This is a genomic window from Bacillus sp. z26 (assembly GCF_058313635.1).
Window position 1 is genome coordinate 118,008 of the sequence record NZ_JBZFQM010000003.1, and the last position, 25,369, is coordinate 143,376.

At 38.4% G+C, this 25,369-nt stretch carries 18 protein-coding genes and 1 pseudogene; 8 read left to right on the forward strand and 11 right to left on the reverse strand.

The features are described 5' to 3' along the window. Window positions 1-122 precede the first annotated feature (122 nt). Window positions 123-704, forward strand: a pseudogene (locus AC4G3K_RS10970) (YdcF family protein). Between the two features lie 78 nt (window positions 705-782). On the opposite strand, the gene AC4G3K_RS10975 reads toward AC4G3K_RS10970, so the two are convergent. Then, window positions 783-1,295, reverse strand: coding sequence for an acyl-CoA thioesterase (locus tag AC4G3K_RS10975; RefSeq protein WP_491077599.1), 513 nt, complete (start codon window positions 1,293-1,295; stop codon window positions 783-785). Window positions 1,296-1,502: 207 nt separating this feature from the next. Between AC4G3K_RS10975 and AC4G3K_RS10980 the strand changes: the two genes are divergently transcribed. Beyond that, window positions 1,503-3,629 (forward strand): MMPL family transporter, encoded by a 2,127-nt coding sequence (locus tag AC4G3K_RS10980; RefSeq protein WP_491133305.1) that lies wholly within the window; start codon window positions 1,503-1,505, stop codon window positions 3,627-3,629. Between the two features lie 204 nt (window positions 3,630-3,833). Continuing rightward, window positions 3,834-6,164, forward strand: coding sequence for an RNA polymerase recycling motor HelD (gene helD, locus AC4G3K_RS10985; RefSeq protein WP_491133306.1), 2,331 nt, complete (start codon window positions 3,834-3,836; stop codon window positions 6,162-6,164). Between the two features lie 65 nt (window positions 6,165-6,229). Here helD and AC4G3K_RS10990 read toward each other — a convergent pair whose 3' ends face one another. The 7 genes from AC4G3K_RS10990 to AC4G3K_RS11020 all read right to left on the reverse strand — a co-directional run bounded on the left by AC4G3K_RS10990 (window position 6,230) and on the right by AC4G3K_RS11020 (window position 16,679). Further along, on the reverse strand, window positions 6,230-7,501 hold the full coding sequence (locus AC4G3K_RS10990) for an ATP-binding protein (RefSeq protein WP_491077596.1): 1,272 nt from the start codon (window positions 7,499-7,501) through the stop codon (window positions 6,230-6,232). Between the two features lie 145 nt (window positions 7,502-7,646). After that, window positions 7,647-9,827 (reverse strand): alpha-galactosidase, encoded by a 2,181-nt coding sequence (locus AC4G3K_RS10995; RefSeq protein ID WP_491133307.1) that lies wholly within the window; start codon window positions 9,825-9,827, stop codon window positions 7,647-7,649. A 173-nt stretch (window positions 9,828-10,000) separates the two neighbouring features. Next, complete coding sequence (locus tag AC4G3K_RS11000; protein WP_491133308.1) at window positions 10,001-11,461, reverse strand: S1C family serine protease; 1,461 nt, start codon at window positions 11,459-11,461, stop codon at window positions 10,001-10,003. A 734-nt stretch (window positions 11,462-12,195) separates the two neighbouring features. Then, window positions 12,196-13,695 (reverse strand): HAMP domain-containing sensor histidine kinase, encoded by a 1,500-nt coding sequence (locus tag AC4G3K_RS11005; RefSeq protein ID WP_491133576.1) that lies wholly within the window; start codon window positions 13,693-13,695, stop codon window positions 12,196-12,198. Continuing rightward, window positions 13,682-14,371: a response regulator transcription factor gene (locus AC4G3K_RS11010; RefSeq protein WP_491077593.1), complete on the reverse strand. Its 690-nt coding sequence runs from the start codon at window positions 14,369-14,371 to the stop codon at window positions 13,682-13,684. Before AC4G3K_RS11010 ends, AC4G3K_RS11005 begins: the two co-directional genes overlap by 14 nt. Window positions 14,372-14,451: 80 nt before the next feature. Then, window positions 14,452-15,150, reverse strand: a complete 699-nt coding sequence (locus AC4G3K_RS11015) for an ABC transporter ATP-binding protein (protein WP_491133309.1) — start codon at window positions 15,148-15,150, stop codon at window positions 14,452-14,454. Between the two features lie 11 nt (window positions 15,151-15,161). Then, entirely contained in the window at window positions 15,162-16,679 is a 1,518-nt protein-coding gene (locus tag AC4G3K_RS11020) for an ABC transporter permease (RefSeq protein WP_491133310.1), read from the reverse strand. 291 nt (window positions 16,680-16,970) lie between these two features. On the opposite strand from AC4G3K_RS11020, the gene AC4G3K_RS11025 reads away from it, so the two are divergent. The 4 genes from AC4G3K_RS11025 (at window position 16,971) to dnaN (ending at window position 21,233) form a co-directional block, all read left to right on the forward strand. Continuing rightward, window positions 16,971-18,137: an MFS transporter gene (locus AC4G3K_RS11025; RefSeq protein WP_491133311.1), complete on the forward strand. Its 1,167-nt coding sequence runs from the start codon at window positions 16,971-16,973 to the stop codon at window positions 18,135-18,137. Window positions 18,138-18,224: 87 nt separating this feature from the next. Then, entirely contained in the window at window positions 18,225-18,389 is a 165-nt protein-coding gene (locus AC4G3K_RS11030; RefSeq protein ID WP_491077589.1) for a hypothetical protein, read from the forward strand. A 351-nt stretch (window positions 18,390-18,740) separates the two neighbouring features. Beyond that, window positions 18,741-19,943, forward strand: a complete 1,203-nt coding sequence (locus AC4G3K_RS11035) for an MFS transporter (RefSeq protein WP_491133312.1) — start codon at window positions 18,741-18,743, stop codon at window positions 19,941-19,943. A 156-nt stretch (window positions 19,944-20,099) separates the two neighbouring features. Beyond that, a complete protein-coding gene (dnaN, locus tag AC4G3K_RS11040) occupies window positions 20,100-21,233 on the forward strand; it encodes a DNA polymerase III subunit beta (RefSeq protein WP_491133313.1) in 1,134 nt (377 codons plus the stop codon). A gap of 63 nt (window positions 21,234-21,296) precedes the next feature. On the opposite strand, the gene AC4G3K_RS11045 is transcribed toward dnaN, so the two are convergent. Next, complete coding sequence (locus AC4G3K_RS11045; protein ID WP_491077586.1) at window positions 21,297-21,539, reverse strand: YkuS family protein; 243 nt, start codon at window positions 21,537-21,539, stop codon at window positions 21,297-21,299. 201 nt (window positions 21,540-21,740) lie between these two features. Between AC4G3K_RS11045 and AC4G3K_RS11050 the strand changes: the two genes are divergently transcribed. Further along, window positions 21,741-22,019, forward strand: coding sequence for an AbrB/MazE/SpoVT family DNA-binding domain-containing protein (locus AC4G3K_RS11050; protein ID WP_491077739.1), 279 nt, complete (start codon window positions 21,741-21,743; stop codon window positions 22,017-22,019). Window positions 22,020-22,391: 372 nt separating this feature from the next. Here the strand turns inward: AC4G3K_RS11050 and AC4G3K_RS11055 are convergent, their stop codons facing one another. Next, on the reverse strand, window positions 22,392-24,140 hold the full coding sequence (locus AC4G3K_RS11055; RefSeq protein ID WP_491077585.1) for a glycine betaine ABC transporter substrate-binding protein: 1,749 nt from the start codon (window positions 24,138-24,140) through the stop codon (window positions 22,392-22,394). Then, entirely contained in the window at window positions 24,137-25,345 is a 1,209-nt protein-coding gene (locus AC4G3K_RS11060) for a quaternary amine ABC transporter ATP-binding protein (protein WP_491133314.1), read from the reverse strand. Before AC4G3K_RS11060 ends, AC4G3K_RS11055 begins: the two co-directional genes overlap by 4 nt. Between the last annotated feature and the right edge of the window lie 24 nt (window positions 25,346-25,369).

The window sequence follows — 25,369 nt, forward strand, 5'->3', positions numbered from 1 at the left end:
TTCTTGTTATCATCTATGCTATATTGATTGTTATATTTTAAACTCTAACCCATCATTTCTTACACTTCTTTCCAATAATCCTTTATGATTGTCATAGGATTTATGAAGGGAGTTAGAAAGTAATGAAAAAGGACATAATGATTAGTTTTGTTGCTATTATCTTGATTTTACTTATTTACATATCCATTCTTCAATTTAATATGTTTCGATATGCAAACCAAGAACTGGAGGAACCGATTGAATATATTATTGTATTGGGTGCGAGAGTGAAAGGTGAGACTCCCTCTCTTTCATTGAAATATCGAATTGATGCAGCAGCTAATTATTTACTGGATCATTCGAATTGTATGGCCATTCTTTCCGGAGGCCGAGGAGAAGGAGAGGATATTTAAGAAGCTGAGGCTATGAAGAGAGGATTGATAGAATACGGTATATCCAGTAACAGATTAATACTGGAAGATACTTCTGCAAATACGAAAGAAAACATTGCTTTTTCGAAAGAGCTTATACCAAAACATTTAAAATCCGGGGCAGTCGTAACGAATGATTATCACCTCTATCGAACTATTAAAATCGCTGAGAAACAGGGTTTGAATTTGATTGGCATACCAGCTAAAACCCCTAAAATAGCAATATTAAAATCTCATGTTAGAGAATACGCAGCAATTACATCCTACCGAATCAAAAATGACATAAGCTGGTGATGAAAAAAGAAGTACATAAAAAAGAATGGAGATAATGGCATCACCATTCTTCTACATCCCTTTTTAGTAAGACTTCTATTATTCCCAAGGCCTTTTTGTCGTAATAAATTCTGCAAGCTCTTTACTTTGTATACGATGTTGTTTTCGTTTTGCAGCTCGAATGCTTCCTGTCTCGTTCAGCTTCTTCTCTTCCTCAGTTTCAGGGATGATGGTCGGAACACGACATGGTTTTCCTGTTTCATCCAATGCAACAAATGTAAGGAATGCGGTTGCTGCTATTTTACGTTCACCACTCATCAAATTTTCAGCAATCACTTTTACGAATACTTCCATCGAGCTTTTACCGGTATAGCTCACATATGACTCCAAACATACAGAATCAGCAGTTGTAATAGGATATAAAAAATCTACAGAATCTGTTGATGCTGTCACAACTGTTTTACGGCTATGCCTCGTTGCTGAAAGTGAAGCAGTCATATCAATGTCACTCATTAATTTACCGCCAAATAACGTATTATGATCATTTACATCGCTCGGAAATATACGGTTTGTCTTCACAATTCTGGTTTCACTGCAAGTCTTTGTATCCAATTTGTTACCTTCTTTCATTGTATACACTTATTATACCCTTTATATCTCACTAGCTGGATTGTTTCAAATAATACGTTTTAGCATTCAAAATGATAATTCGGTCTTGCTTTAATCTATCTTTATTTTTGATATATCCGAGCATAAATTATTTAATTGAAATAGACAGTAAAACTATATTCCAAAACTTACCCTAAAGGAGGAATACTATTGAAAAGATTATTAGCCGCACTAACAGATAGGGTTACTACTAAACGGGGCATGTGGATAACATTAATTGCATGGTTAGTGGTAACCTTAGGATTATTCCTATTTGCACCAAGTGCCAAAGATTATGATGTTTCGAGTATACAAACATTACCTGATGATGCAAAATCCGTTATTGCCAACGAAGAACTGAACAAATATTTTAAAGATGATCAGGGGGTCCCAGCCCTTTTAGTATTCTCGACTAAGTCAGGAAAAGCAGACACACAGACAATAAGTCAAGCGATGGATGTGATTATTAAGGAAGATATAAAAGGAGTTAAGGAAGCTGTTCCTTTTTCTTCACTGCCTCCACAGGCGCAGGCACAATTCTTATCAAAGGATGGAACAACAGCTGTTATACCGCTTAACTTTGAAAGCTCACTTGAATCAAAAGAGATTCAAGCCGGTATTGAGGATATCTATGCTGCAGTAGAAGATACCACTGCTGATATGACATTCAAGATTACTGGACCGGCAGGAATTGCCTCTGATACATTGGGCTTATTTTCAAAAGCCGACCTGGTTTTATTATTTTCAACAGTTGGACTGATTTTAGTCCTGCTAATTGTTATTTATCGCTCCCCATTATTGGCACTTATTCCGCTTTTGGCTGCTGGTTTTGTGTATATAGTAGTGGATCAGTTGCTCGGAATAATGGGGAAAGCTGGTTTGGAAATGAGTACACAATCTCTTTCCATTATGACCATTCTATTATTTGCAGCTGTTATAGATTATTCTCTATTTGTCTTTGCACGATATCGAGAAGAACTGAAACGATATACCAGCAAGCATGAAGCAATGAGTTTGGCGATGCGAGAAACAGGCGAACCTGTTTTCTTCTCAGGCGGGACTGTTTTGGCAGCCATGCTTGTCCTATTCCTGGCTAAAAATGGAGATTACCAAAGCTTTGCACCTACTTTTGCAACAACGATGTTTATCATCATGATTGCGTCAGTGACGCTCGTTCCGGCTTTATTCACCCTATTTGGCCGAAAATCCTTTTGGCCTAAGATCCCTCAGGTTGGAGAAAGCAAGCAAACAAAAGCAACTTTCTGGTCCAGAACTGCAAACTTCGTTACCACCAAGCCTTTAATGGCAGGAGGAATTGTTTTTACTATTCTAATCATCTCTGCCTTAAACATATTTACTATCAAATATGAATTTGATACGGTTAAGGGATTCCCTGAGGATATGCAGTCTCGAGAAGGCTATGAGATTGTTGAAGAAAAGTTCGATAAAGGCGATCTTGCACCAACGACCGTTTTACTTAAGTCTGAGCAATCTATATCAAAGGACCAAAGTGAAAAACTTGTAAAAACACTTGAAGAACAAAATCTAGTGGCAAGTATACGCCAATCAGGTGCTACTGAAGATGGAAAAGCACTGCAGTACAACCTTTCATTTTCGGAAAGTCCATATGCATTAGAAACTTTAGATGCTTTAGAGACCATACGAGACAAATCAGATACGCTCTTAAAAGAAGCAGACATTGAAGGAAAGCTATACTTCGCTGGAGAAACGGCAACAAAAGTGGATGATCGAACCATTAATGATCGGGATATTATCGTGATTGTCATTGCAGAAACATTACTGATTTTAGTCTTACTGTTTGTTCTGACCAGATCCTTCAAAATGCCTATTTATATGATGGGAACGATTTTGCTATCCTTCCTGGCAGCTTTAGGCCTTGGAACCTTTTTAATAGATATCCTGTTTGGTATTGATGCTATTAACACTAGGGTACCACTGTATGCTTTCGTTTTCCTTGTAGCACTTGGTATTGATTATAATATCATCTTGATATCCAGATACAAGGAAGAACGTGAAAAGCACTCTGTTAGAAAAGCGGTAGAAATCGCTGTGGCCAATACAGGCGGTGTCATCTCCTCCGCAGGGATCATTCTTGCGGCAACATTCGCCGTGTTAATGACACAACCAATTGCCGTATTGTTTGTTTTTGGTTTTATTGTAGCAATAGGCATTCTATTAGATACATTCCTTGTAAGAGGCCTGTTGCTTCCTTCTCTTATCCTGTTCTTTGAGAAAGATGCGGATCAACAGAAAGAAGTTCATTCAACTAATATGTAATCAATCCAAACCCATGCCCGGTATTGCTGGCAGGAATCGACTGTCATTCATACCGGGTTTTAATCTTTTATAATGTGGAAAAGAATAATTTAACTCGATACTCATCACAGTATACAAAATTCAACATTCGTATTTGCAGACTTAAACTTTCCCTAAAGTATCATAAGCTTTTTTTAAGATCCGATTTCGTCAGGAGGACACGATATGACCGAACAAAAATTAAATCAAGATGAAGAGCAACGGCTATCAACCATTATCAAGATAATTGATCATAAAACGAACATGCTGGAACAATCCTCAGGTGGGATAAAAGAAGAAGTCAGTCATATTCGAAAAACCTTTTGGGAGGATGTCACAGTCAATCTGGATAATGCGGAAGATGCAGTCGAAACACTGGCAAGCATTAAACAACAATCAGAATTGCTTTCAGAAAGGGAAAGAACCCAAAATCTGGTTACGAAGCAATTGAAAACATTGGACCTACTTAAAGACTCTCCCTATTTCGGCAGGATTGATTTTCATGAAGACGGTGAAGAACAAACGGATACAGTCTATATAGGAATTGCTTCTTTAATGGATCAAAACAACGAAAATTTCCTTATTTATGATTGGCGCGCCCCTATCTCGAGCTTATATTATGATTACTCTCCTGGTCCGGCTGAATATCAAACACTAGATGGGGCAATTACGGGCACCATGGAGCTAAAAAGACAATTTATCATAAAAAATGGACAGATGAAAAGCATGTTTGATACCGGTTTAACAATTGGCGATGAACTATTAAAAGAGGTTCTCGGTACCCATGCGGATAATCAAATGAAAAACATAGTTGCTACCATTCAAAAAGAGCAAAATAAAATTATTCGTAATGAACAAAGCAAGTATTTAGTCGTTCAGGGAGTTGCCGGAAGCGGAAAAACATCAGCCGCGCTTCAGCGTGTTGCCTTTTTACTGTATCGTTATTTAGGAAAAATTAAGTCAGATAATATACTGTTATTTTCTCCAAATCCTTTATTCAATAGTTATATAGCGACAGTATTACCTAATTTAGGTGAAGAAAATATGCAGCAAACCACCTTACACGATTATATCGATAAATATGCAGGAAAAGATTTTACGATTGAGGATCCATTTAAACAGATGGAATACGTATTAAAAAATGAAAATGGCGAATATGATCAAGCCAGACTGGAAGGAATCCGTTTCAAGGCCGGATTGCACTATAAACGAATAATGGATGAATATATAGAGCATCTCAGCATAAAGGATCTTAGGTTTAAAAACATCACTTTTCGAGGTGAAACACTTATTACATCGAATGAGATAGCAGCATACTTTTACTCTCTCGATTCACGTAATCCGATTTCAGCTCGTATGCAGATCGTGAAAGAATGGCTGTTACGTGAATTGAATGAGAAGGAAAAAATCGAATATAAATGTGACTGGGTCGAGGATGAATTAGAGTTGTTGGAAACAGAAGAATATACAGAGAATTATATGGAGCTCGAGGCAAAGCAGCACAACTCAGAAGACTCATTTATTGATTTTAACCGAGAAAAAGATGAATTGGCAAAAAAAATAGTTCAAACCTATTTTAATCCCATAAAAAGAGCCATTAAAAATCTAAAGTTTATCAACGTAAAGGCGATCTATACGAACTTTTTCATCAATGGCTATAAACATATTAAGGAAGCGGAATTCCCTGAGATGTGGCCACAAGTTTGTGAATACACCTTGAAACGGAGCAAACAAAACGAATTAGCCAATGAAGATGGAATAGGCTTTGTCTATTTAAAAGCAAAGCTGGAAGGACGAAAAACGGATAACCTGATCCGTCATCTATTTATTGATGAAGCACAGGACTATACACCCTTTCAATTCGCAGTCCTAAAGGAGCTATTTCCCGCCAGTAAAATGACGATATTAGGGGACTTTAATCAGGCCATTTATGCTCATTCCATTCATGCACCAACTTTGCTTTCTGATGAGCTTTATGACACGGATGAATTTGAAAAAATAGAACTGACGAAAAGCTACCGATCAACACGTCAAATAGTTGAATTTACGAAAGAGATACTGGATGAAGTTCAAATTGAACCGTTTAATAGAACTGGACCAAAACCTATCCTAAAAATAGTAAATAACAATTCCCAACGTACTCTTGCCATTAGCAGCCTGATCTCTTCTTTAGAAAAAGCAGGTCATCAAACGATTGCAATTATATGTAAAACCGAAGAAGAAACACGGGAAGCCTACGAACAATTATCCAAGAATCTAAATGTCCAGCTTATGGAGAAAAACACCTATTCATATAGTAAAGGAATTTTGATTCTGCCTTCTTATTTATCAAAAGGGATAGAATTTGACGCTGTCCTTATTTATGATGCCTCGAAAGAAACATATAGGCGTGAATTGGAAAGAAAATTATTCTATACCGCCTGTACAAGAGCTATGCATGAACTTTATCTCTTTAGTAAAGGGGAACTAAGTCCGTTTCTTAAGACCATATCACCTGAATTATATACGATTGATTGACTGATCAATAAAAAGACCTGATGGTCCCCTCCATTCAGGTCTTTATTGATCGTTTATGTTTTAATTCACATTGATTTCAGTTCATGTCCCGGAAAGTAGATGGTAAAGGTTGTACCTTCACCAGGTTTACTTTTAACACGTACGGCCCCTTTCATCGAATCAATAATTCTATACACTGCCATCATTCCAAGCCCTGTGCCTTCTACACCTTTTGTTGAAAAGTAGGGCTCACCCATACGCTTTATTTGTTCAGTGTTCATACCAATCCCCGTATCAACAATAATGATATCTACACCCTTCTTTTTTTTGACAGTAGTTAATGTAAGAATTCCTCCATGCTCCATTGATTCAATACCGTTTTTTAAAATATTCACAAAACATTGTTGAAATAATGGCCTCTCCCCCTCCACTATATAGGGAGACACGTCAATCTTAATGCTTACATTTTGCATATTCGCCAGCGGTTTTACGATATCAACCACCTTATTCAATTCTATTTGTATATTGATATGATCCTTACGGTCTATTTGTGGTTTAGCAAATGCCAAATAGTCGTTGATAATGGTCTCAGCTCGGTCTAATTCAGATAACGCAATATCAATAAACTGCTGTTTTTTTTCCTTCGTTAGATTCTCGTCATTTCTTAATAATTGCAGAAATCCTTTCGTAGCGGTTAATGGATTACGAACTTCATGAGAAATAGAAGCAGCTAAATGACTGACTGACTGTAATTTCTCTGTATCAATTAATTTATTTTTTAAATTTCTGCTTCTTTCCAGCCTTTCAATTGTATAAACCATCCATACCATTCCAAATGTAAATAATAGAACATATAAGAAACTGCTTTTTAGGCTGGATTCTTGAACATACATAAACGTAAAGATAATCATAATAGCCAAAGAGGAAATAAGCGCCGTTAAACTGGATGCAATCAATCGCTGATTAGTCATTAGTTTCTTATATCTTTCTTTAAAAATGGATGCAGCGAAAAAGGAAATAAGACCTGAAAAGAAGTAAAACCATTCAAATGAGGTGGTGTGAAGGAAAGATGCAATAAGTGTGATTATATACAAACCGACTCCAACTGAATACCGGCCATAATAAATACCAAGAATAATAGATATAGAGCTTAAACTAACCATCTCGGCACCAGGCGATGGTTCAACAGAGAAAAATAAAATATTTAATAGAATACTAATCGCTTGGCCTATCCCAACGATTATATAGTTAATCTCTCCCAACGCTCCATACTTTACATGCCAAAAGTAAATTAGCTGAATAATGATCAGGATGATAAATAGATTAATAAATAAATTTTCTATATATTCACTTGCCATCTAACTCTCCTTCTTAAACAGCGGTATACTTTAAAGTTTAGAGGAAAATATATCCAAAGTAAATTGTTAATTTTGATTTTTCTGTATATTCAACTCTTTCCTTCTGAATACGGACATCTATATTGGCATGCCATTACTTATCACATTAGGAAAATCTCCATAACATACTGCAATAATCACCTTTCATTTCAGGGATAGAAAGCCCCGCGTACATCAATTCATCTCCTCCATATAATAAGGAAGTATCTTTATCGAAGTATTTTTTAACGGGATTTAATCCTCTTAACCTGAAGATACGAAATGGTTCTGCAGGCTGCGCCATCAGCCTGAAATACATAACAACCGTCTCAGATAAATCCGTACTGACAAATTGCCAAGCTGCCTGATTTCCCGCAAAAGGGCTAAGCAATCGATAAAACGTACCAAATTGAATAACAGAACGAATTTCTTTATACAATTTAATCTGTTCTTTAATGATTTCCTTTTCTGACTGGCTTAGTTTCGCAAGATCAAGTTCATATCCTAAATTTCCTGAAAAGGCAACATGTCCGCGCATGGATAAAGAAGTATGGCGGTGCACTTGATGATTAGGGCTAGCTGAAACATGTGCCCCAATCGATACTGGCGGATATACGAGGCTGGTTCCATATTGAATTTTCAACCTTGAGACAGCATCAGTATTGTCACTAGTCCACACCTGTGGCATATAAAAGAGCATTCCCGGATCAAATCTGCCTCCTCCCCCTGAACAATTTTCGAATAAAACGGTTGGGTGGCGGTTAGTTAATACCTCTAATATATAATAGAGTCCCAGCATATAGCGATGTTCTGTTTCCCTTTGCCTTTCTGGTGGTAAAGCAGATGAACCAACTTCTGTCATATGACGATTCATATCCCACTTCACATAGCTGACAGGAGCGGATGATAAGACATCAGAGACAGCATCAATTATGTACTCACATACCTCACCCCTTGTTAAATCAAGGACCAATTGATTACGTCCCAGTGATTTCGGACGATTGGGAACATGTATACACCAATCTGGATATTTTCGAAATAGGTCACTATCCATAGATACCATTTCCGGCTCAAACCAGAGGCCAAATTTCATCCCCAGCTGATTAATCCGCTCAGCCAGCTTTTTTAACCCACCAGGCAATTTTTGTTCATCCACTTTCCAATCTCCAAGCGAGGACTTTGCGTTGTTACGTTTGCCAAACCACCCGTCATCCAAGACAAATAATTCAACACCAAGCTCCTTCCCTGCTTGTGCAAGCTGTTCAAGTTTATCGGAGTTAAATTTAAAATAAGTGGCTTCCCAGTTATTTAACAATACAGGGCGCAGGCAATCTCTATATAGCCCTCTTGCCAAACGAAATCGGTATAATTCATGATAAGTTCTTGACATATCGTTTAATCCTTTATAGGAATAAACCAAAACTGCTTCCGGTGTTTGAAAGGTTTCACCGACCTCCAAATACCAGCTGAAATTAAAGGGATTAATACCGATTGATAGACGCGTTGTTTCATACTGATCCACCTCTGCTTGTGCCAAAAAATTCCCGCTATAAACGAGGCTGAACCCGTATACTTCTCCATACTCTTCATTTGCTTCTGGCTTTGCCAGACATACAAATGGATTATGCTGATGGCTGCTGGCCCCACGCGTGCTTTCGATGAGTTGGCTTCCAGCTGTCAAACGTTTTCTGGAAAGATTACATTCATTGGCATGAGCACCATATAAGGTCAGTAAGTCATAATCACTTTCCCTGAAATCAACGGAAGCGCTCATGGCTTTAAGAATTTTCACTGGTTTTTCTCCATAGTTGATAACCCGGACCGACCGAGTAATCACATTATCATTTTCATAAGTACAATACGTCAATATCGCTATAAGACCTGTTTGTTCATCCATAAGCGTAATATCAATCGAAGTCGATTCCTTTGCATCCTCAACATAAGTAGCTGGTAATCCGGCTAATTCCCGTTTGCCCTTATAAATATGAAAATATTTATATTTTAAGTCTGTAATGGTTGTCCCATTTGGGAATTGGATTTGATAGGCTGGCGTACGAAAATCTGTATTTCCATGTGCGGGATATTCCTGAGGCAGTGTATCGAGAGAAAATGTCTTGTCAAACCCTTCTGGATTTGGAGAGAATAGACGGTATTTAAACTGTAACAGATTACTTTCATTGGACTCCTTAATCCTTCTTCCCCAATATAAATGTGCCAAATACGCATGATGGCAAATCTTTATAACATAGCTCATCTCACCTGCTTGCAGATGGAATAACTTTCGTCTAGGACAGTACGATATCCCCATTTTGTCCTCCCTGATTTCTTTTTCTCTTATTATATGAACACCAAAATAATAACTTGCTCTTAGTTAAGAAAAAAAGAAGCCCGTATATCAGGCTTCAAAGCGAAATCTTCATCTATTTAAATAATGTCGCTTACCTAAGGGGACAAGGTAATGAACAGTTATTCTCCAACTCATTATTTCTCAGTAACTGTAACGGATACGGTTTTTTCTGCTCCGTTTCTGTATAGCTTGATTTTAACTTTATCTCCATTATCAGCAGTGGTATACAGGTATTTTCTGAATTCTCCAAGTGTAGTGACTTCCGCATCATTGATTGCCACAATCACATCTTTAGCCTCTATACCTGCTTCAGCACCTGGAGAACCGATTTCCACCTGAGTTACGACTACACCATTTGTTATATTTTCCGGAAGTCTCAATTGTTGCTGCAAAACATATTGAGGAATTTCGGAAATAGATTGCAAACTTACACCAACATATGGCCGTTGAACTTTTCCATCAGCAAGCAAATCATTCACAATGTCTGAAACATCCTTACTTGGGATAGCAAACCCTATCCCTTCCACCTCTTCAGATGCTATTTTCATACTGTTGATACCGATAACTTGTCCTTCTGAATTGACAAGCGCTCCTCCACTGTTTCCGGGATTTATCGCTGCATCCGTTTGAATTGCATCCATATCCCATTCACCTGCTGAAGTGCTAACCGTTACTGTTCGTTGCAAGCCGCTTATGATACCTTGGGTTACTGATCCCGAGAAGTCAAGGCCCAATGGGTTCCCGATTGCTAATACTTGTTCACCAACGCTTAGCTTTTCGGAATCTCCAAATTCAGCTACTTTTGTGACTTTGCTTGCATCAATCTTTAATACAGCCAAGTCTGTTAATGGATCTGTACCTACTAATTCTGCCGTTATTCTTGTTCCTTCTGCCAAAGACACTTCAATCGTATCTGCATTTTCGATAACATGATTGTTTGTCACGATGAATGCATCTTTTCCAGATTTTTTAAATATAACCCCTGAGCCTGTGCCGCTCTCCTGATTGCTATTTGATTCCTCATTTCTTGCTGGTTGGCGGTATTCGTAGTAATCAGTGGCATTCTGTATATTAACAATACCTACTACAGCTGGAGATACTTCTTCAATCATTTGAATTAGTTCAGAAGTCGTTTTCGTTGTATCTATAATTTTCAGGCCATCTTCACTATTTACTTTATCATTTGTAGCGATAGCTGTTTTAACAGAGCTGGCTTCGTCTGGAAGTAGCCCTGATAAATCTACAAAGCCAAAGTAAGAACCTACGCCCAGTGCCACTGTTCCGCCTAGAATCGCGGTGATGACCGGCGTCAGCCATCTGTTTATTTTTTTCTTTTTTCCAGCCGTCCTTAGCTCTATTTCTTCACTCGAAGCAAGAGACTGTGGTTGTGGCAGGGGGTCATTTACGATACTCTTTTTTTCAAGGACTCTCTCTTCGCCATTTGACGAACGTAATTCATGATACCCACGGTACGAAAGGAATTCCTTTTCAATCTCTTGTTCGTTTTGCATCTCAGGCTTCTGGTTTCTATCTTGATTAGCAGCATCTATTGGTTTATCAAAATGTTCATAATCATGGCGATTATTGTTTTCCATCAAAATTCCTCTCCTTGCAAATTAGACTGTCTATTTAATATATTACGATAATTATAGTAAAATTGCATTTCTGTTCATTCATTACACTGTCTACTATACTAACTGTATGTGTCAACAAAATGTCAAATATACGTAATTTTTTCATTTTAAATAAAAAGCTGCCGGTCTCTCATTGGCAGCTTTAGCATTAGTTATGTTTTTTGTAATCTAGCTTCAACTCCTAGTCCCTCGAGTCATAAGCAAATACTCTACAGGAGAAGCCCCCTCCCTTCGAGTATTGGTCTTATGCTTCTAAGGACTGAACAGTCGTTTCAGCTTTTTGGGCAATCTAGCTTCAACAGATAGAAGCTCAGGAGGCCTACAGGATGTTGGTCACAAAGACGTTGCCACAGGATGTGGAGTTCTTAGTCTTTGTTCCTTACCCCTTCCTCCGAGCCTCTGTCTTATACTCCTCGCGGGCCTACAGGATGTAGGTCACGAAGACGTTGCCACACGATGTGGCGCTCTTAGTCTTTGTTCCTTTAACCCTCCCTCCGTGCCTCTGTCTTATGCTCATCGCGGGCCTACAGGATGTAGGTCATGAAGACGTTGCCACAGGACGTGGCAAATTTAGTCTTCGTTCCTTAATTCAAGGCCCTTCAGCACTATATGTAATCCGGCTTCAACGGCTAGAAGCTCAGGACATAAGCATAGCCTCTTCCGGAGGGAAGAACACCTCCTTCTGAGCCTCTGTCTTATGCTCCTCGCTTCTGGGCAAGCCGTTTCAGCACTATAGTAAAGGTTGTACCTTTTTTACTGCTATTTGTTAATACCAAATCACCATCCATGGCTTTGGCCAGCATTCTGCTGAATGGCAATCCCAATCCCAAGCCACGGACTTTATATTTTTTTTCTTCGCCGCGATAAAAACGTTCAAATATTAAGTCTTGTTCAGCAAGAGGCACTCCCGAACCGCTGTCCTCTACATCAATGGCGGCAAAATCCTCGTCACGCTTATAAACACGTACCTCTATTGTTCCCTCTCCTTGAATGGCTTGCTTGGCATTATTCATAAGGTTAATGATAATTTGCTGCAAACGGAGAGGATCCGCCGATACTATCATGTCTTCTTTGGGTTGTTTCATAGTAACCTTAACAAGTTGATCCTCCTGTACAATTTCCCATTGATAGATCATTTCTTTTATGATTTCCCCGATTTGAATCGATTTTCTATTAACTGGGATTGCATTGGCCGTAAAAGAGTTGAACTCCAATAGATCCCCCACCATTTTTTGCATACGAGTTGTTTCCTGTAAAGAGATCGCCAGAAACTCTTTTGCCTCTTCTCCTGTTACAACTCCATCATTAACAGCCTGAAGTAAACCACTGATTGATGTTACAGGCGTCTTCAATTCATGCGTAACGCCTGCCAGCAATTCTGCTCTCATAGTTTCCAACTGCTCCAATTTAATCGCCATTTCCTTAAAGGAGTGGACAAGATCATAAACCTCCTGTTCGTTTACCTCTACCTCTTCAATAAGTTCAATATTATAATTGCCTTTTTGAACCTGTTTAGCTGCTTCAGCTACATTCGCAATCGGCTTAACCAGTCTTTTGGATAAAAAGTAAATCGCAACCCATCCGAGCAAGGCCAAACTTAAAATCATAATCAAAAGTAATTTGTATTCCTGATCTACTGCCGTTAACTCAGCCTCGGATTGCATAACTACAATCCAACTAAACACCGTATCATTCACAACAAGAGGCCGCTTGACAAGATAATAATCTTTACCTCCAATATTGTTTAGCTGTTTGACTTCATCCTGACTATTAAGCAGTGCAGGTGAAAATGAAGATACATTAAGGTGGTTACTAGAACGATTTTCGATTACTATTTTTCCATTGACATCCACTACATAAATAGAAGGATTGCCACTAACCTCCAATAGTTTTTTTCGATTTGAAAAAACTTCGGGATTCTGCTCTGGCAGGATGTCAGTGCCAACTGTCTGATCCAGTATCCGCGCTGCTACTTCCTCTGCCAAGTATTTATTAATATCAAGATTCTTATTAAGTGTGGATTGCCTGATAATGATACCTGAAACAAATCCTATGACGATAAGGCCAATAAACAGGGTTACCAGATATCGTGTCGTCCAGTATTTCAACAAACTGACACGTTTAGTCTGATGATTCTTCTTTTTTAGACCCAAGTGCTTCAGAAAATCTATTTGTAGTTTATTATTTTTTTTCATAGACACTTAATTGATACCCCAATCCTCGCAGTGTTTTAATTTCTCCTTCAGATGCAGGCCAGTTTTGCAATGACTTTCTCAATCTTTTAATGGACAAATCGACTGCTCGGTCGCTCCCTTCGTAGTCCAACCCCCATACATGATCAATTAATTGATCTCTCGTAAATAGTTGATTTGGGTGCTGAGCCAGGAAGATTAGCAGAGAAAGATCACGTGGTGTTAAATCAAGCTCCACTCCATTTAATGTAACGCTATGTGCTTTTACATTAATGCATAATGCACCATAGTGTTTCTTCTCCTTATCATCAATAACTTGTACTGATCTTCTCAAAACTGCCTGGACGCGGGCAACTACTTCATCACCAATGAAAGGTTTAGTGATATAATCGTCGGCCCCCTCATTCAAGCCTGCGAGCCTGTAATTGATATCGCCAAGTGCCGTGAGCATGATAACAGGGCATGCGCTTTTTGTACGAATTTCTTTTAATATATCCCATCCACTCATACCTGGAAGCATAACATCTAACAAAACAAGATTAGGTTGAAATTCTTCAAATTTAGCAATTGCTTCACCACCTGTAAATACTTGTTCAACTTCGTAGTTCACTTTCTTCAAGTATGCCTTTAGAACCTGGCTGATGGCCTTTTCATCTTCCACAATCAAAATCTTTTGCATCTAGTGCTCACTCCTCAGGGTAAAAAGATAGGACAAAAATCCCCGATATCTCGGAGATTTCCATTAAAATATACATTCACTTATCGGGGCAATTGTTCGTTTATATTATTTACAATCGTGATTTGACCTTTAGAAAGGCGAATCGTTTGATCTGCAATTTCAGCAATATGTTGATCGTGCGTAACGATAATCACACATTTATTTTCCTCATGTGCCAGCTGCATAAATAACTTAATGATGTCTTGAGCAGTATCCTCATCAAGATTTCCGGTTGGCTCATCCGCAACGATTAACTCTGATTTACAGCAAAGGGCTCGGGCAATGGAGACACGTTGCTGCTGTCCGCCACTCAATGTCAATACCTTTTGTCCCGCCTGTTTTTCATCGATACCCACTTTCCTAAGCATCTCAAGTGCATACTGTTTTTTGTCCTTAACCTTATTGCCGGTAATCTCCATGGCTGTAATGACATTTTGTAATGCAGTCATATAAGGTAATAAATTATAAGCTTGAAAAACAATTGATACATATTTATTTCGAAAAGTTGTATATCCAATTTTTCTAATATCTTTACCTTCGTATAAGACCTGTCCGTCTTTCGGAGCATCTAACGCGCTTGCTAACGCCAGCAGCGTGGTTTTACCCGAACCTGACGGACCGACAATAGCATAAAATAGTCCCTTATTAAAAGATACATTAATTTTCTTTACTATATCATGCTGTTTATTAGTATGTCTGTACCAATAACTTAAATCCTTAAACTCCAATAATGCGCTCATTTATATTCCTCCTAATCCTGTCTTGAAAGTATAGCCTTTGGCTGTAATCGAAGTATGGATAATGATGGGATCAATGTAGCCAGGATGGCAATCAGTAAACCAATACCGGATAATTTACCAAGATCAGAGGCTGTCACTTTAACGTCTAAATCATCCACTTGAGCTGTTTCTGCCTGTGGCTGATTTGGCCCTCCAGGACCGTTTCCTCCGTCTCCCATTCCTGGACCCATGCCGCTTCCCATTTGCATTCCTTTACCGCCAAATGGATCATTTATGGATTTTGTCTCCGTTTCTATTTGCTGTGATAATAATTGGTCACCAATTTTATCAGCTGCTAGATTACCAGTTACGGAAGATATACCAAGAGCAAACACAGCAATAATTAATATTTCAACAATAAATTGTCCAATCAGCTTGCTTTTCTTCTCTCCGATGGCAAGCAGTACACCCATCTCGTATTTCCGTTCCCGGATACCAAGCATGACTATCAATCCTAGAATGATAGCACCCGCGATGGTTACAAGATACACAACGTTCTTAGAGAAGGAGGCTACATTGTTAATCGGTTCAACCATTTGTTGATATAACTGATCATTAGCATCCAATTTAAATACATCCGTATTAATGGCTCCGGTCGCTTCCGCATCCTTAATAAAAGAATCCGTATCTGCCGGATCATTCATATAATAAACTGCACTTTCGATTGTATCCTCATAGTCTTCACCCTTTAGTTCATTGACAAGTGTGTATGGTACATATACTTTGTTATACGGATTCATGGCAGCAAAATTCATCATACCTGAATCCGTTGATGCTGAAGAAGTTTTATAAATACCAATTATCTCAACTTCAACCGTCGTATCTTCATCTGTTGCAGAGGCTACCTCTAATTGGTCCCCGACAGCCAATTCATTTTCCTCAGCCAGTGTCTCTTCAATAATGGCTACCTTTTTAGTTAAATGATCTTCTGAAATATGAGAGCCTTCTATCATTTCGGCATCTCCATCTATAAATTCACTTGTTGTATCCGTAAAAGCGACTCCCTGGAGACTAACATCGGCATCTGCTATACTTGGACCGCCGCCTCCTCCAAATCCCGGAGCTTGGCCATTCTGGTTCGTTTCATTTGTTGTACTTGTTGACTCTGTTTCTATTGGATCAAAATTTCTAGATATTGCAAATGTAGTAGAATAGTAGTTATATCCTTTAATCTGTGACAATGATAATAACTCATTTGCATCGCTAACCGCGACCGGCTCTTCCATCAATCTAACAGGTTCTCTACTTTCTCTGTTTTCTTGATTTTCTCGCTCCTGCCGTTGCTGTTCCATTAATTTTTCTCGATCTGCACTTAGTGTGACTTCACTGCCAAGACTTTGTTTCGCGAGCTCTGCTGATTTGTTTGCGGCTGTCTGAATGGAAAGACCTGATAAAACTAATACACAGATAGCAGTAAATATAACCAACTGCAAAATACTCTTCCCTTTTCTTGCTTTTACACTTAAAAAAGCCCTTTTAATAAAATTCATCTTACTCATCCTCTCTGACAATCTATAAAAGATAAATAGTTCGAAAAGCTTTTCTATAATTAAACTATAGGACCATCATGTGTCAGTAAAATGTCAGATAAAACATAAAATGTTATTTTATAAGCCCACTATATTTTTTTGAAAGTCTTTACAATTGACGTTTGAAATACTGATTTTGTACAGTTGAAAGGAACATAACTATAACTTAACCGCTTAATACATAAATTAGTTTTACATCCTGAGCACTTTTACTCCATTCAAGCATTTTGAGCGGTTATAGAGGAGAAACGTATGGAAAATAGAAAAGTATTGCCCCTTTTGTTCCTGGTCATGTTTTTAGTTATGGTTGGCTTCGGCATTATCATACCGGTCCTGCCATTCTTGGCAGAAAAGGTAGGAGGTACGCCCACCCAGCTTGGTTTCTTAATGGCGGTTTATTCTTTAATGCAATTATTTTTTGCTCCTGTTTGGGGAAAAGTTTCGGATCGGATTGGCAGAAAACCAGTTATGATGATTGGTATTTTAGGGCTGGCTTTATCATTCTTCATCATGGCAGCTGCCGATTCATTATGGCTCATGTTTGTCGCACGGATTATTGGCGGAATCCTTTCTTCTGCCAATATGCCAACCACGATGGCCTATGTAGCAGATATTACGACTGAAGAAAATCGAGGAAAAGGAATGGGGATTATCGGTGCTGCAACTGGTTTAGGCTTCATTTTTGGTCCGGCAATTGGCGGGGTCCTTTCAAAATCAAGCTTAAATACCCCCTTCTTGATTGCTGGAATTCTATCAACTTTCACATTCCTGTTAGTTCTTATTATCCTGAAGGAATCCTTGCCTGCGGAGGAGCGGGGAAAACAGAACTCGATAAACGAATCAATATGGAAGAACTTTACAGGCGCAGTTTCCATTCTTTTCATACTTCAATGCATAGTATCTTTGTCAATGGCTGGCCTCGAAACAACTTTTGCTTATTTTGCCGCTAAAAAGGCGGGAATTAATACCGTTCAACTAGGCTATATGTTTATGGTAATGGGATTTGGGAGCGCAATTGTGCAGGGCGGACTCATTGGAATCATGACAAAGAAATGGGGAGAAGGCCGAGTCATTCAAATTGGGCTAGTCGTATCAATGATTGGATTTACCCTGATCTTATTCAGCAATAGTTTCTGGACAGCTACGATCTTTTTAACCATCTTTGGTTTGGGTAACGGGGTCATTCGCCCAGCTGTTACTGCATTGCTGACAAAGACTTCAACAGGGGGACACGGCGGCTCGACCGGACTTCTATCATCCTTTGATTCCCTGGGCAGAATCATTGGCCCTCCACTGGGAGGTTTATTGTACTCATACTCCATCGGGCTTCCTTATATTTCAGGAGCGATTCTTTCTGTAGGAGCACTTTTGCTTTATCAGGTTTACCATGCTCAAGTGAGAAAGGTTCAAGCTTTATAATGAATACTGATTAATTGCCGTTGGTTTTGCACCAACGGCTTTTTTATTTCAAAAAAGACAATCTTATGTTCCATAAAGAGGCACCCATTGGATTTTTCCGGATTGGCTGGATTCTACTTGCTTTCGGCTGGATTTTCTCCTGGTTTGGCTGGATTCTTCCTGCTTTCGGCTGGATTCGCTACTGGAGCGGCAATTCTTCCTGCCTTCCGCTGGATTCTACTTGCTTCGCCTCAAATCATCCGCCTATTTTAGATAGAATAGGTTAATTACCGACATTTCCTTTCAACTATTTTACTTGATTCTACATTCCGTCCGTATTATAGAAGGAATTTTGAGTGAATTATAGAATAGGTATATCACAGAGAGCATTTGGCAAATGTACGATTCAAGATAGGGATCCTCTTAATCCCTGCCTATAAAATTAAAATAAATTGATTACTCATCCAGGTGAATAATAATTTTTCACCACTTAAAATAAAATCTTGATAAATCTATTCCCCCAAGATTTATCTACTTATGAATGTGAGGAATACATTTCATGAAGAGTCCAATTTAAATCCCCCCTTCGATTGAAAATAATAATCGGAAGAATGGGGGATTCAAATGAATAAAAATTTCAGCTTATTACTTACTGGTCAATCGCTGGCCAATATGGGTGACATTCTTTATACAGTGAGCATAATTAAGTTAATTTTTTCTTTAACCGGCTCAGCAACTGCAGCGTCTTTTGTACCATTTACGATCACAACATGCATGTTCATATCCAGTCTATTAACACCTCTGTTATTCGGGAAAATCAGCCTAAAGTGGTTAATGACCGGTTCACAAATCGGGAAAACTTTTCTGCTAGTCCTTTTAGGTTTCTTGTTAATCGTAATAACAGTTGCTAACTTTTATTGGGTATTTTTACTCATCGGGTTGATTGCATTGCTTGATGGGTGCGCCAATCCAATCAGACAAACGCTGATTCCCCACTATGTGAACGCTGAACAGCTGCTAAAAGCGAATGGAATCAGTGAATCAGTCACCCAATTTATCCAGAGCATCATGTGGTTCATAGGCAGTTTATTCTTGACAATCTTAAGTTCACAACAGTTGATATGGGTTGTCGGATGCCTATTTGCCCTAGCCAGTATTTTTCTTTCGTTTTTGGAAAATGTCCCTAGCAAACAACCCATCAAACAAGGCGGGAAGCTAGCACAAGTTCAAAAAGGCTGGAGTACAATATCGTCGACACCCATATTGAGACAAATTGTAAAGGTAGATATTCTTGAGACGATTGCAGGGACAGTCTGGATCGCGGCGATTGTCCTGGTATTTGCCAACGAGGTCTTAAATAGTGATGAAAAATGGTGGGGGTTTATTAACGGTGCATACTTTTTCGGTTTAATAGCAGGAAGCATCTACTGTGTGAAACACTCCTCCTTTATCGAAAAAAGATTAGGGAATGTCATTCTACTAAATTCGTTGGCGACATTCCTTATAACGGTGCTATTTAGCATAAATAGCATTCCCATAATCGCTTTATGTCTATCTCTATGCGTAGGTATTTTTGGACAAATAAAGAACATACCGCAGCAAACAATCATCCAATCCAGTGTAGCGAAGGAAGAATTATCAACGGTATATACTTCTTTAGGATCTGTCTCTACCGGTATTTTTGGCATTTCTTCTTTACTCATGGGAATCATGGCAGATTTAATGGGAGTGAGATCTGTATTCCTGATTTCTGGCCTGATACTTGCCTTGGCCAGTATCATCATTTTTAAAAATAAGAAGCTATTCATCAGAAATGTTATAGAGTAAACAATTATCGTGCGGAGCAGCAGGAAGACATCCAGTGCCCGCACTTTTTTAAAAGAGGGTACGACTGCCTGAAATTATCCATGCTGAAGGAAGGAATATGATTTTTCATAGAGAATAGAATATATATCAAAATAATTAAGGACATGGAGATTTCTTATGGAATTTATAATAGATAAAGAGTATTTCAATCGGGCATTATCTGATGTTAGCAGAGCAGTAACAACGAAATCACTATTACCAATTTTGAGTGGGATCAAAATAGTAGCCCATCCAGATGGTTTAACTTTGATTGGCAGCAATACAAATATAATAATAGAAAATAAAATCCCCTTAGAAATGAACGGAAAGTTCGTTTTAAAAGTAGTAGAACCAGGCTCTGCAGTCCTTCCAGCTAAGTATTTGTGTGAAGTGGTAAAAAAATTATCAGAGGATATTCATATTAAGGTAAATGGAAATAAAACTGCCAATATTCAATCAGGCCAAGTCATGGTCTACTTAAATGGATTAAATCCTGGCGAATATCCCACTTATCCTTCAATTGATGCAGATCCTTTTATACAGATAAACAGCTCTACCTTAACGGAAATAATCAATCAAATGACTTTTGCAGTTTCCAATAGTGAAACTAGACCTGTCCTAACTGGCGTTAATATGTCTTTTAAAGCTAATAAGCTTACTTGCATTGCGACTAATTCACATCGACTGGTTTTAAGGGAAATACCTATACACTCACGAATTGAAGCTTCTTTTATTGTTCCTGGAACCAGCCTTACTGAGCTCACAAAATTACTGAATAGGGAAGAAGCTTTTATACAGTTTTACATAACAGACAACTATATCGTATTCAAATCACCAACTACCTCTTTATATTCCAGACTTATTGAAGGTAATTTCCCAGGCATATCTAAACTAATACCAACCGAATCAAAAACTGTTATTACACTGGATAGGGAAAAGCTATTAAAGGGAATTGATCGGGCTCGCCTGTTTGCAAGTGTATGGAAAAATAACAATATATTTATTGAAATGCGAAATGGTAAACAACTAAAGATTTCTTCTAACTCAACAGAAATGGGGAAAATTGTAGAGATCCTGGATATCAATATGGTTCAAGGTGATAAAGAGTTAAGCATTACTCTTGATGGAGATTTTCTGCTCGATGCCTTAATAGCTATTAAAGAAAAAGAAATAAAATTAAGTTTTGACGGATCTTTTAGACCAGTTTTGATTGAACCTGTTAACAACCCATCTTATCTTCACCTCATTTCACCAGTACGATCATATGGATAAAAATAATTTTCCTTCTATAACATAAAAATAACGGCTGCTTATTCAGAGCAGCCGTTATTTTGTTTACAGAATTTTGTTTTCAACTGCCTGACACACTTCCTCAGCAGTAAGACCGTCAGCATTAATGACTGAACCTTGCATTACAGTATCCTGCATACCCATTACGTTATGATCCAGGCCTGATACAACACAGCAATCGCACCCTTCTGTGTCATTTTCCTGTTTTAATTCAATCACATTATGTCCTTTATCACGTAAAGCTTGTTGAACATCTGATAAAGATTGCTCCACACCAATTTTAGCCATAACATCCACCTCCTTCTTCTGTAAATTGTCCATTTGTACGACAATTTATTCAAAGTTAAGTCGAATGATCAGCCTATAAATAACATTATATCTAACAAAGTATCTTTGTATTACAATCTTGTTAATATTTGAGCAAATCCATTTACAATTAACCAAAATAATACTATTATTCTATAAAAAGGAAAGAAGAGTGGTGTAAAGATGAAATCTACAGGGATTGTTAGAAAAGTGGACGAACTCGGAAGGATTGTACTCCCGATTGAACTAAGAAGAACTCTGGATATTAACATAAAAGACTCTATCGAGATTTTTACGGATGAAGATAAAATTATCCTACAAAAGTACACTCCAGGTAAAGCATGTGCCATTACCGGAGAAGTGAGCAATCAAAATATTTCCCTCGCCAATGGAAAACTTATATTAAGCCAGGAAGGTTTACGAATTTTAGGTTCTGAATTAAACCGAATCATGGAACGGTAAAAGACATTTTTTTCGCCTTTTACCTCGAATTCAAGAGACTTTTATACTGCCCTTATCGTCCACCAATGGAAATTCCAGGATATAAAATAAACCTTGATTCGTTAATTTAATTTGTGGATTAACTGGCAGTGCCAAAAATTGATTCTGAGGGTTTATCAATACATGAAGCATTAATAGAGTATTCAATATACTATGCCTTAAGGTCAAATAGAGTTTATTTATTAAGATAGGTATATGATGAAGCAAGTTAATCAACAAAAATGGGTCTATAGAAAGGCAAATAAAAAAAGCATGAGTTCAGTAAAATACCGTACTCATGCCTGCATTTCATCTATCTGATAAAATCCATTTAATTCTCTTTGACTATAAAAATTACTTTTCCTCTTTTTTTATCAAATCTTCAATTGAATCTATATCCATATAAGTGGGAACAACGAGTCCAAGCTTGGTTCCTTTAAGATTTGGACCCAGATCGATTAAATCTTCCTTATACTTGTCATAGAATGCCTTTGATGTAGTTGGCAGCCAGGCTGCAACCATGGCATCTGCCTTTTGGTTGGCAATCGCTGAATACATCGGGCCAATTTCCACCTGTTTTAATTCTGGATTATAACCATGCATTCTTAATACTTCACTAATAACATTTGTTGATGCAATCTCTGACTCCCACGCAACATAGACCAGACTAATATCTTGCCCATTGCCCTTCTCTGCACCTGTCAGCCATTGATCTACCTTGTTTGGATATTTTTCAATCCATTTGGAGGCTGCCTCTTTTGGTTTCATTCCCTTTTGTACATACATCATAACTTCTTCCATATCAGATGCTGTCCAGTAAAATTGATCTAGAATTTGTTCTGCTCCAGGCAGATCTTCTTCGAGGCCTTTTCGAACGATCGTATGGATGTTTTCACCCTGGCCATAGACACCCTTAGGATCATCTAGATATTTTAAATCATATGTCTGGAACATCCAGTGCGGTGTCCAACCTGTCAGGATAATTGGATTTTTAGTATCATAAGCTTTTTGAAGCTCTGCACCCATAGCAGCAGATGATCCTTCCTGTAATGTCCAATCTTCTTCGAGGCCATACACCTTCATTACTTCTTTTGTAGCAGTCATAAGTCCTGCTCCAGGCTCTATGCCTACAATCTTATAATCTACTTGATCACCCGCATAGGCAGCATCTTTCGTACCTGTTTCTGCAGATGAAGATATCGCTATATAGGCATATCCTCCAAGAAAAACTAAAACCATTAAACTATATGCCCATTTCTTCGCTATTATTCTTTGATATGCGGGAGTTCTGAGATTTTGCGATACTCTGTCTAAAATAATCGCGATGATAACAATTGCTAGTCCAGCTTCAAAACCTTCTCCAACTGCTATTTGTGAAACAGCCCGGTATACCTCGGCACCCAATCCAGGCGCACCTACAAGGGATGCCATAACTACCATGGATAAAGATAGCATAATACTTTGGTTGATTCCTGCCATAATTGTTGAAACAGCCAATGGCAATTGGACCTTTGTGATTTTTTGCCATGTAGTGGAACCAAAGGCTTGTGAAGCTTCTATTAAATCTTTCGGAACCTCTCTGATTCCTAAATTCGTCATCCGTATCGTCGGCGCAACAGCGAAAATGAAAGACGCCACGATTCCAGGAACGACTCCAATTCCAAAGAATAGGATGGCAGGAATTAAGTAAACGAAGCCCGGCATCGTCTGCATGAAATCGAGAATTGGCATAACAATTCTCTTCACAGTATTACTTTGTGATGCCCAAATACCAATCGGGACTCCGACAATAATCGTAATCAGCACAGCTGCCAAGACTAATGCTAATGTTTGAATCATCGCATCCCATAATCCCAGATTATCAATCAGTAATAATCCTATAAACGTTAATAATGCCATGCCCCAATTATTTGTATATAAAACGAGCAGAGTAATCAGGACAATCAACACGATGGAGGGCCCTAAGCCCAGTACCTCCACACTAGTATCTATAATAGTTTGGATGACAATTGATATCCAATTAAAAAATGGTCCGCATACCTCTGTTACCCAATCAACAAAACGATCCACTCCAGCAGCTATTGGTAATTTTTCTAGGTTCATTGACTTTCCTCCTTATCATGGAGTATATCTTTGTTGCCAGCCAATGCTCCAATGACAACACCACGTACAAGTACACCCTTCAACCTGTTAGCCTCATCAACGACCGCTAAAGGGATTTGTGCATTTGCCATATCGTCGAGCAGATCAGATAGAATCGTATTTTCTAATACTTTTGGTACTTCTTTCGTCATGACTCCATCTATAGAAATTTTCTGCAGTATTGCTTCTCTTGCCTGATCGGCAGATAATGCCCCAAGCAGTGTCTGTTTGCGGTCAACGATAAATATACTGGAATAGCCCCTGTCTTTCATAATTTGTAAGGCAACACGAGGTCCTCTGTCGATTGTAATACGTTCTGCCCGAGTCATAATCGTAGATGCAGTCAGAACATGCGATAAATCGATTCCTTCAATAAAACGTTCAACATAGTCATTGGCAGGATTCATCATGATTTCTTCAGGAGTTCCCACTTGAATTACCTGACCATCACGCATCAAGGCAATCCGGTCTCCTATTCTTAAAGCTTCATCCAAATCATGTGTAATAAATACAATCGTTTTTTTGTAATTATCCTGGATTTCTAGCAGTTCATCTTGCATGCTTTTGCGGATAAGAGGATCGAGGGCACTAAACGCCTCATCCATAAGAACAATATCTGTATCGCTGGCTAAAGCCCTCGCAAGCCCGACACGCTGCTGCATACCGCCGCTTAATTGAGATGGATATTGATTTTCATATCCTTTAAGGCCAACCACTTCAAGTGATTCCATTGCCTTTTGTTTTCGTTCCTCTTCAGGCATTTTTTGAATTTCCAATCCATACTCAGTATTCTCAAGGATCGTTTTATGAGGGAATAGGGCGAAGTTCTGAAACACCATACTAATTTTCTTTCTTCTGGTTTCACGTAATTCAGCCGGTGACATATTGACTATATTCTCATCATCAATCAAAATCTCACCGGATGTCGGGGCAATAAGACGATTTAACATTCGAATTAATGTGGATTTTCCACTCCCCGATAACCCCATTACTACGAATATTTCTCCTTCATAGATATCGAGATTTACTTTGTTAACACCAATGGTACATCCCGTTCTCTTTAAGATATCTTTTTTTGAATAACCCTGCTTCAATAGATCCATTGCAGATTGCGGAGATTTACCAAATACCTTTATGACGTTTTGTATACTTATTTTTGGCTGCAAACAACCACTCCTTCTATGTATTTT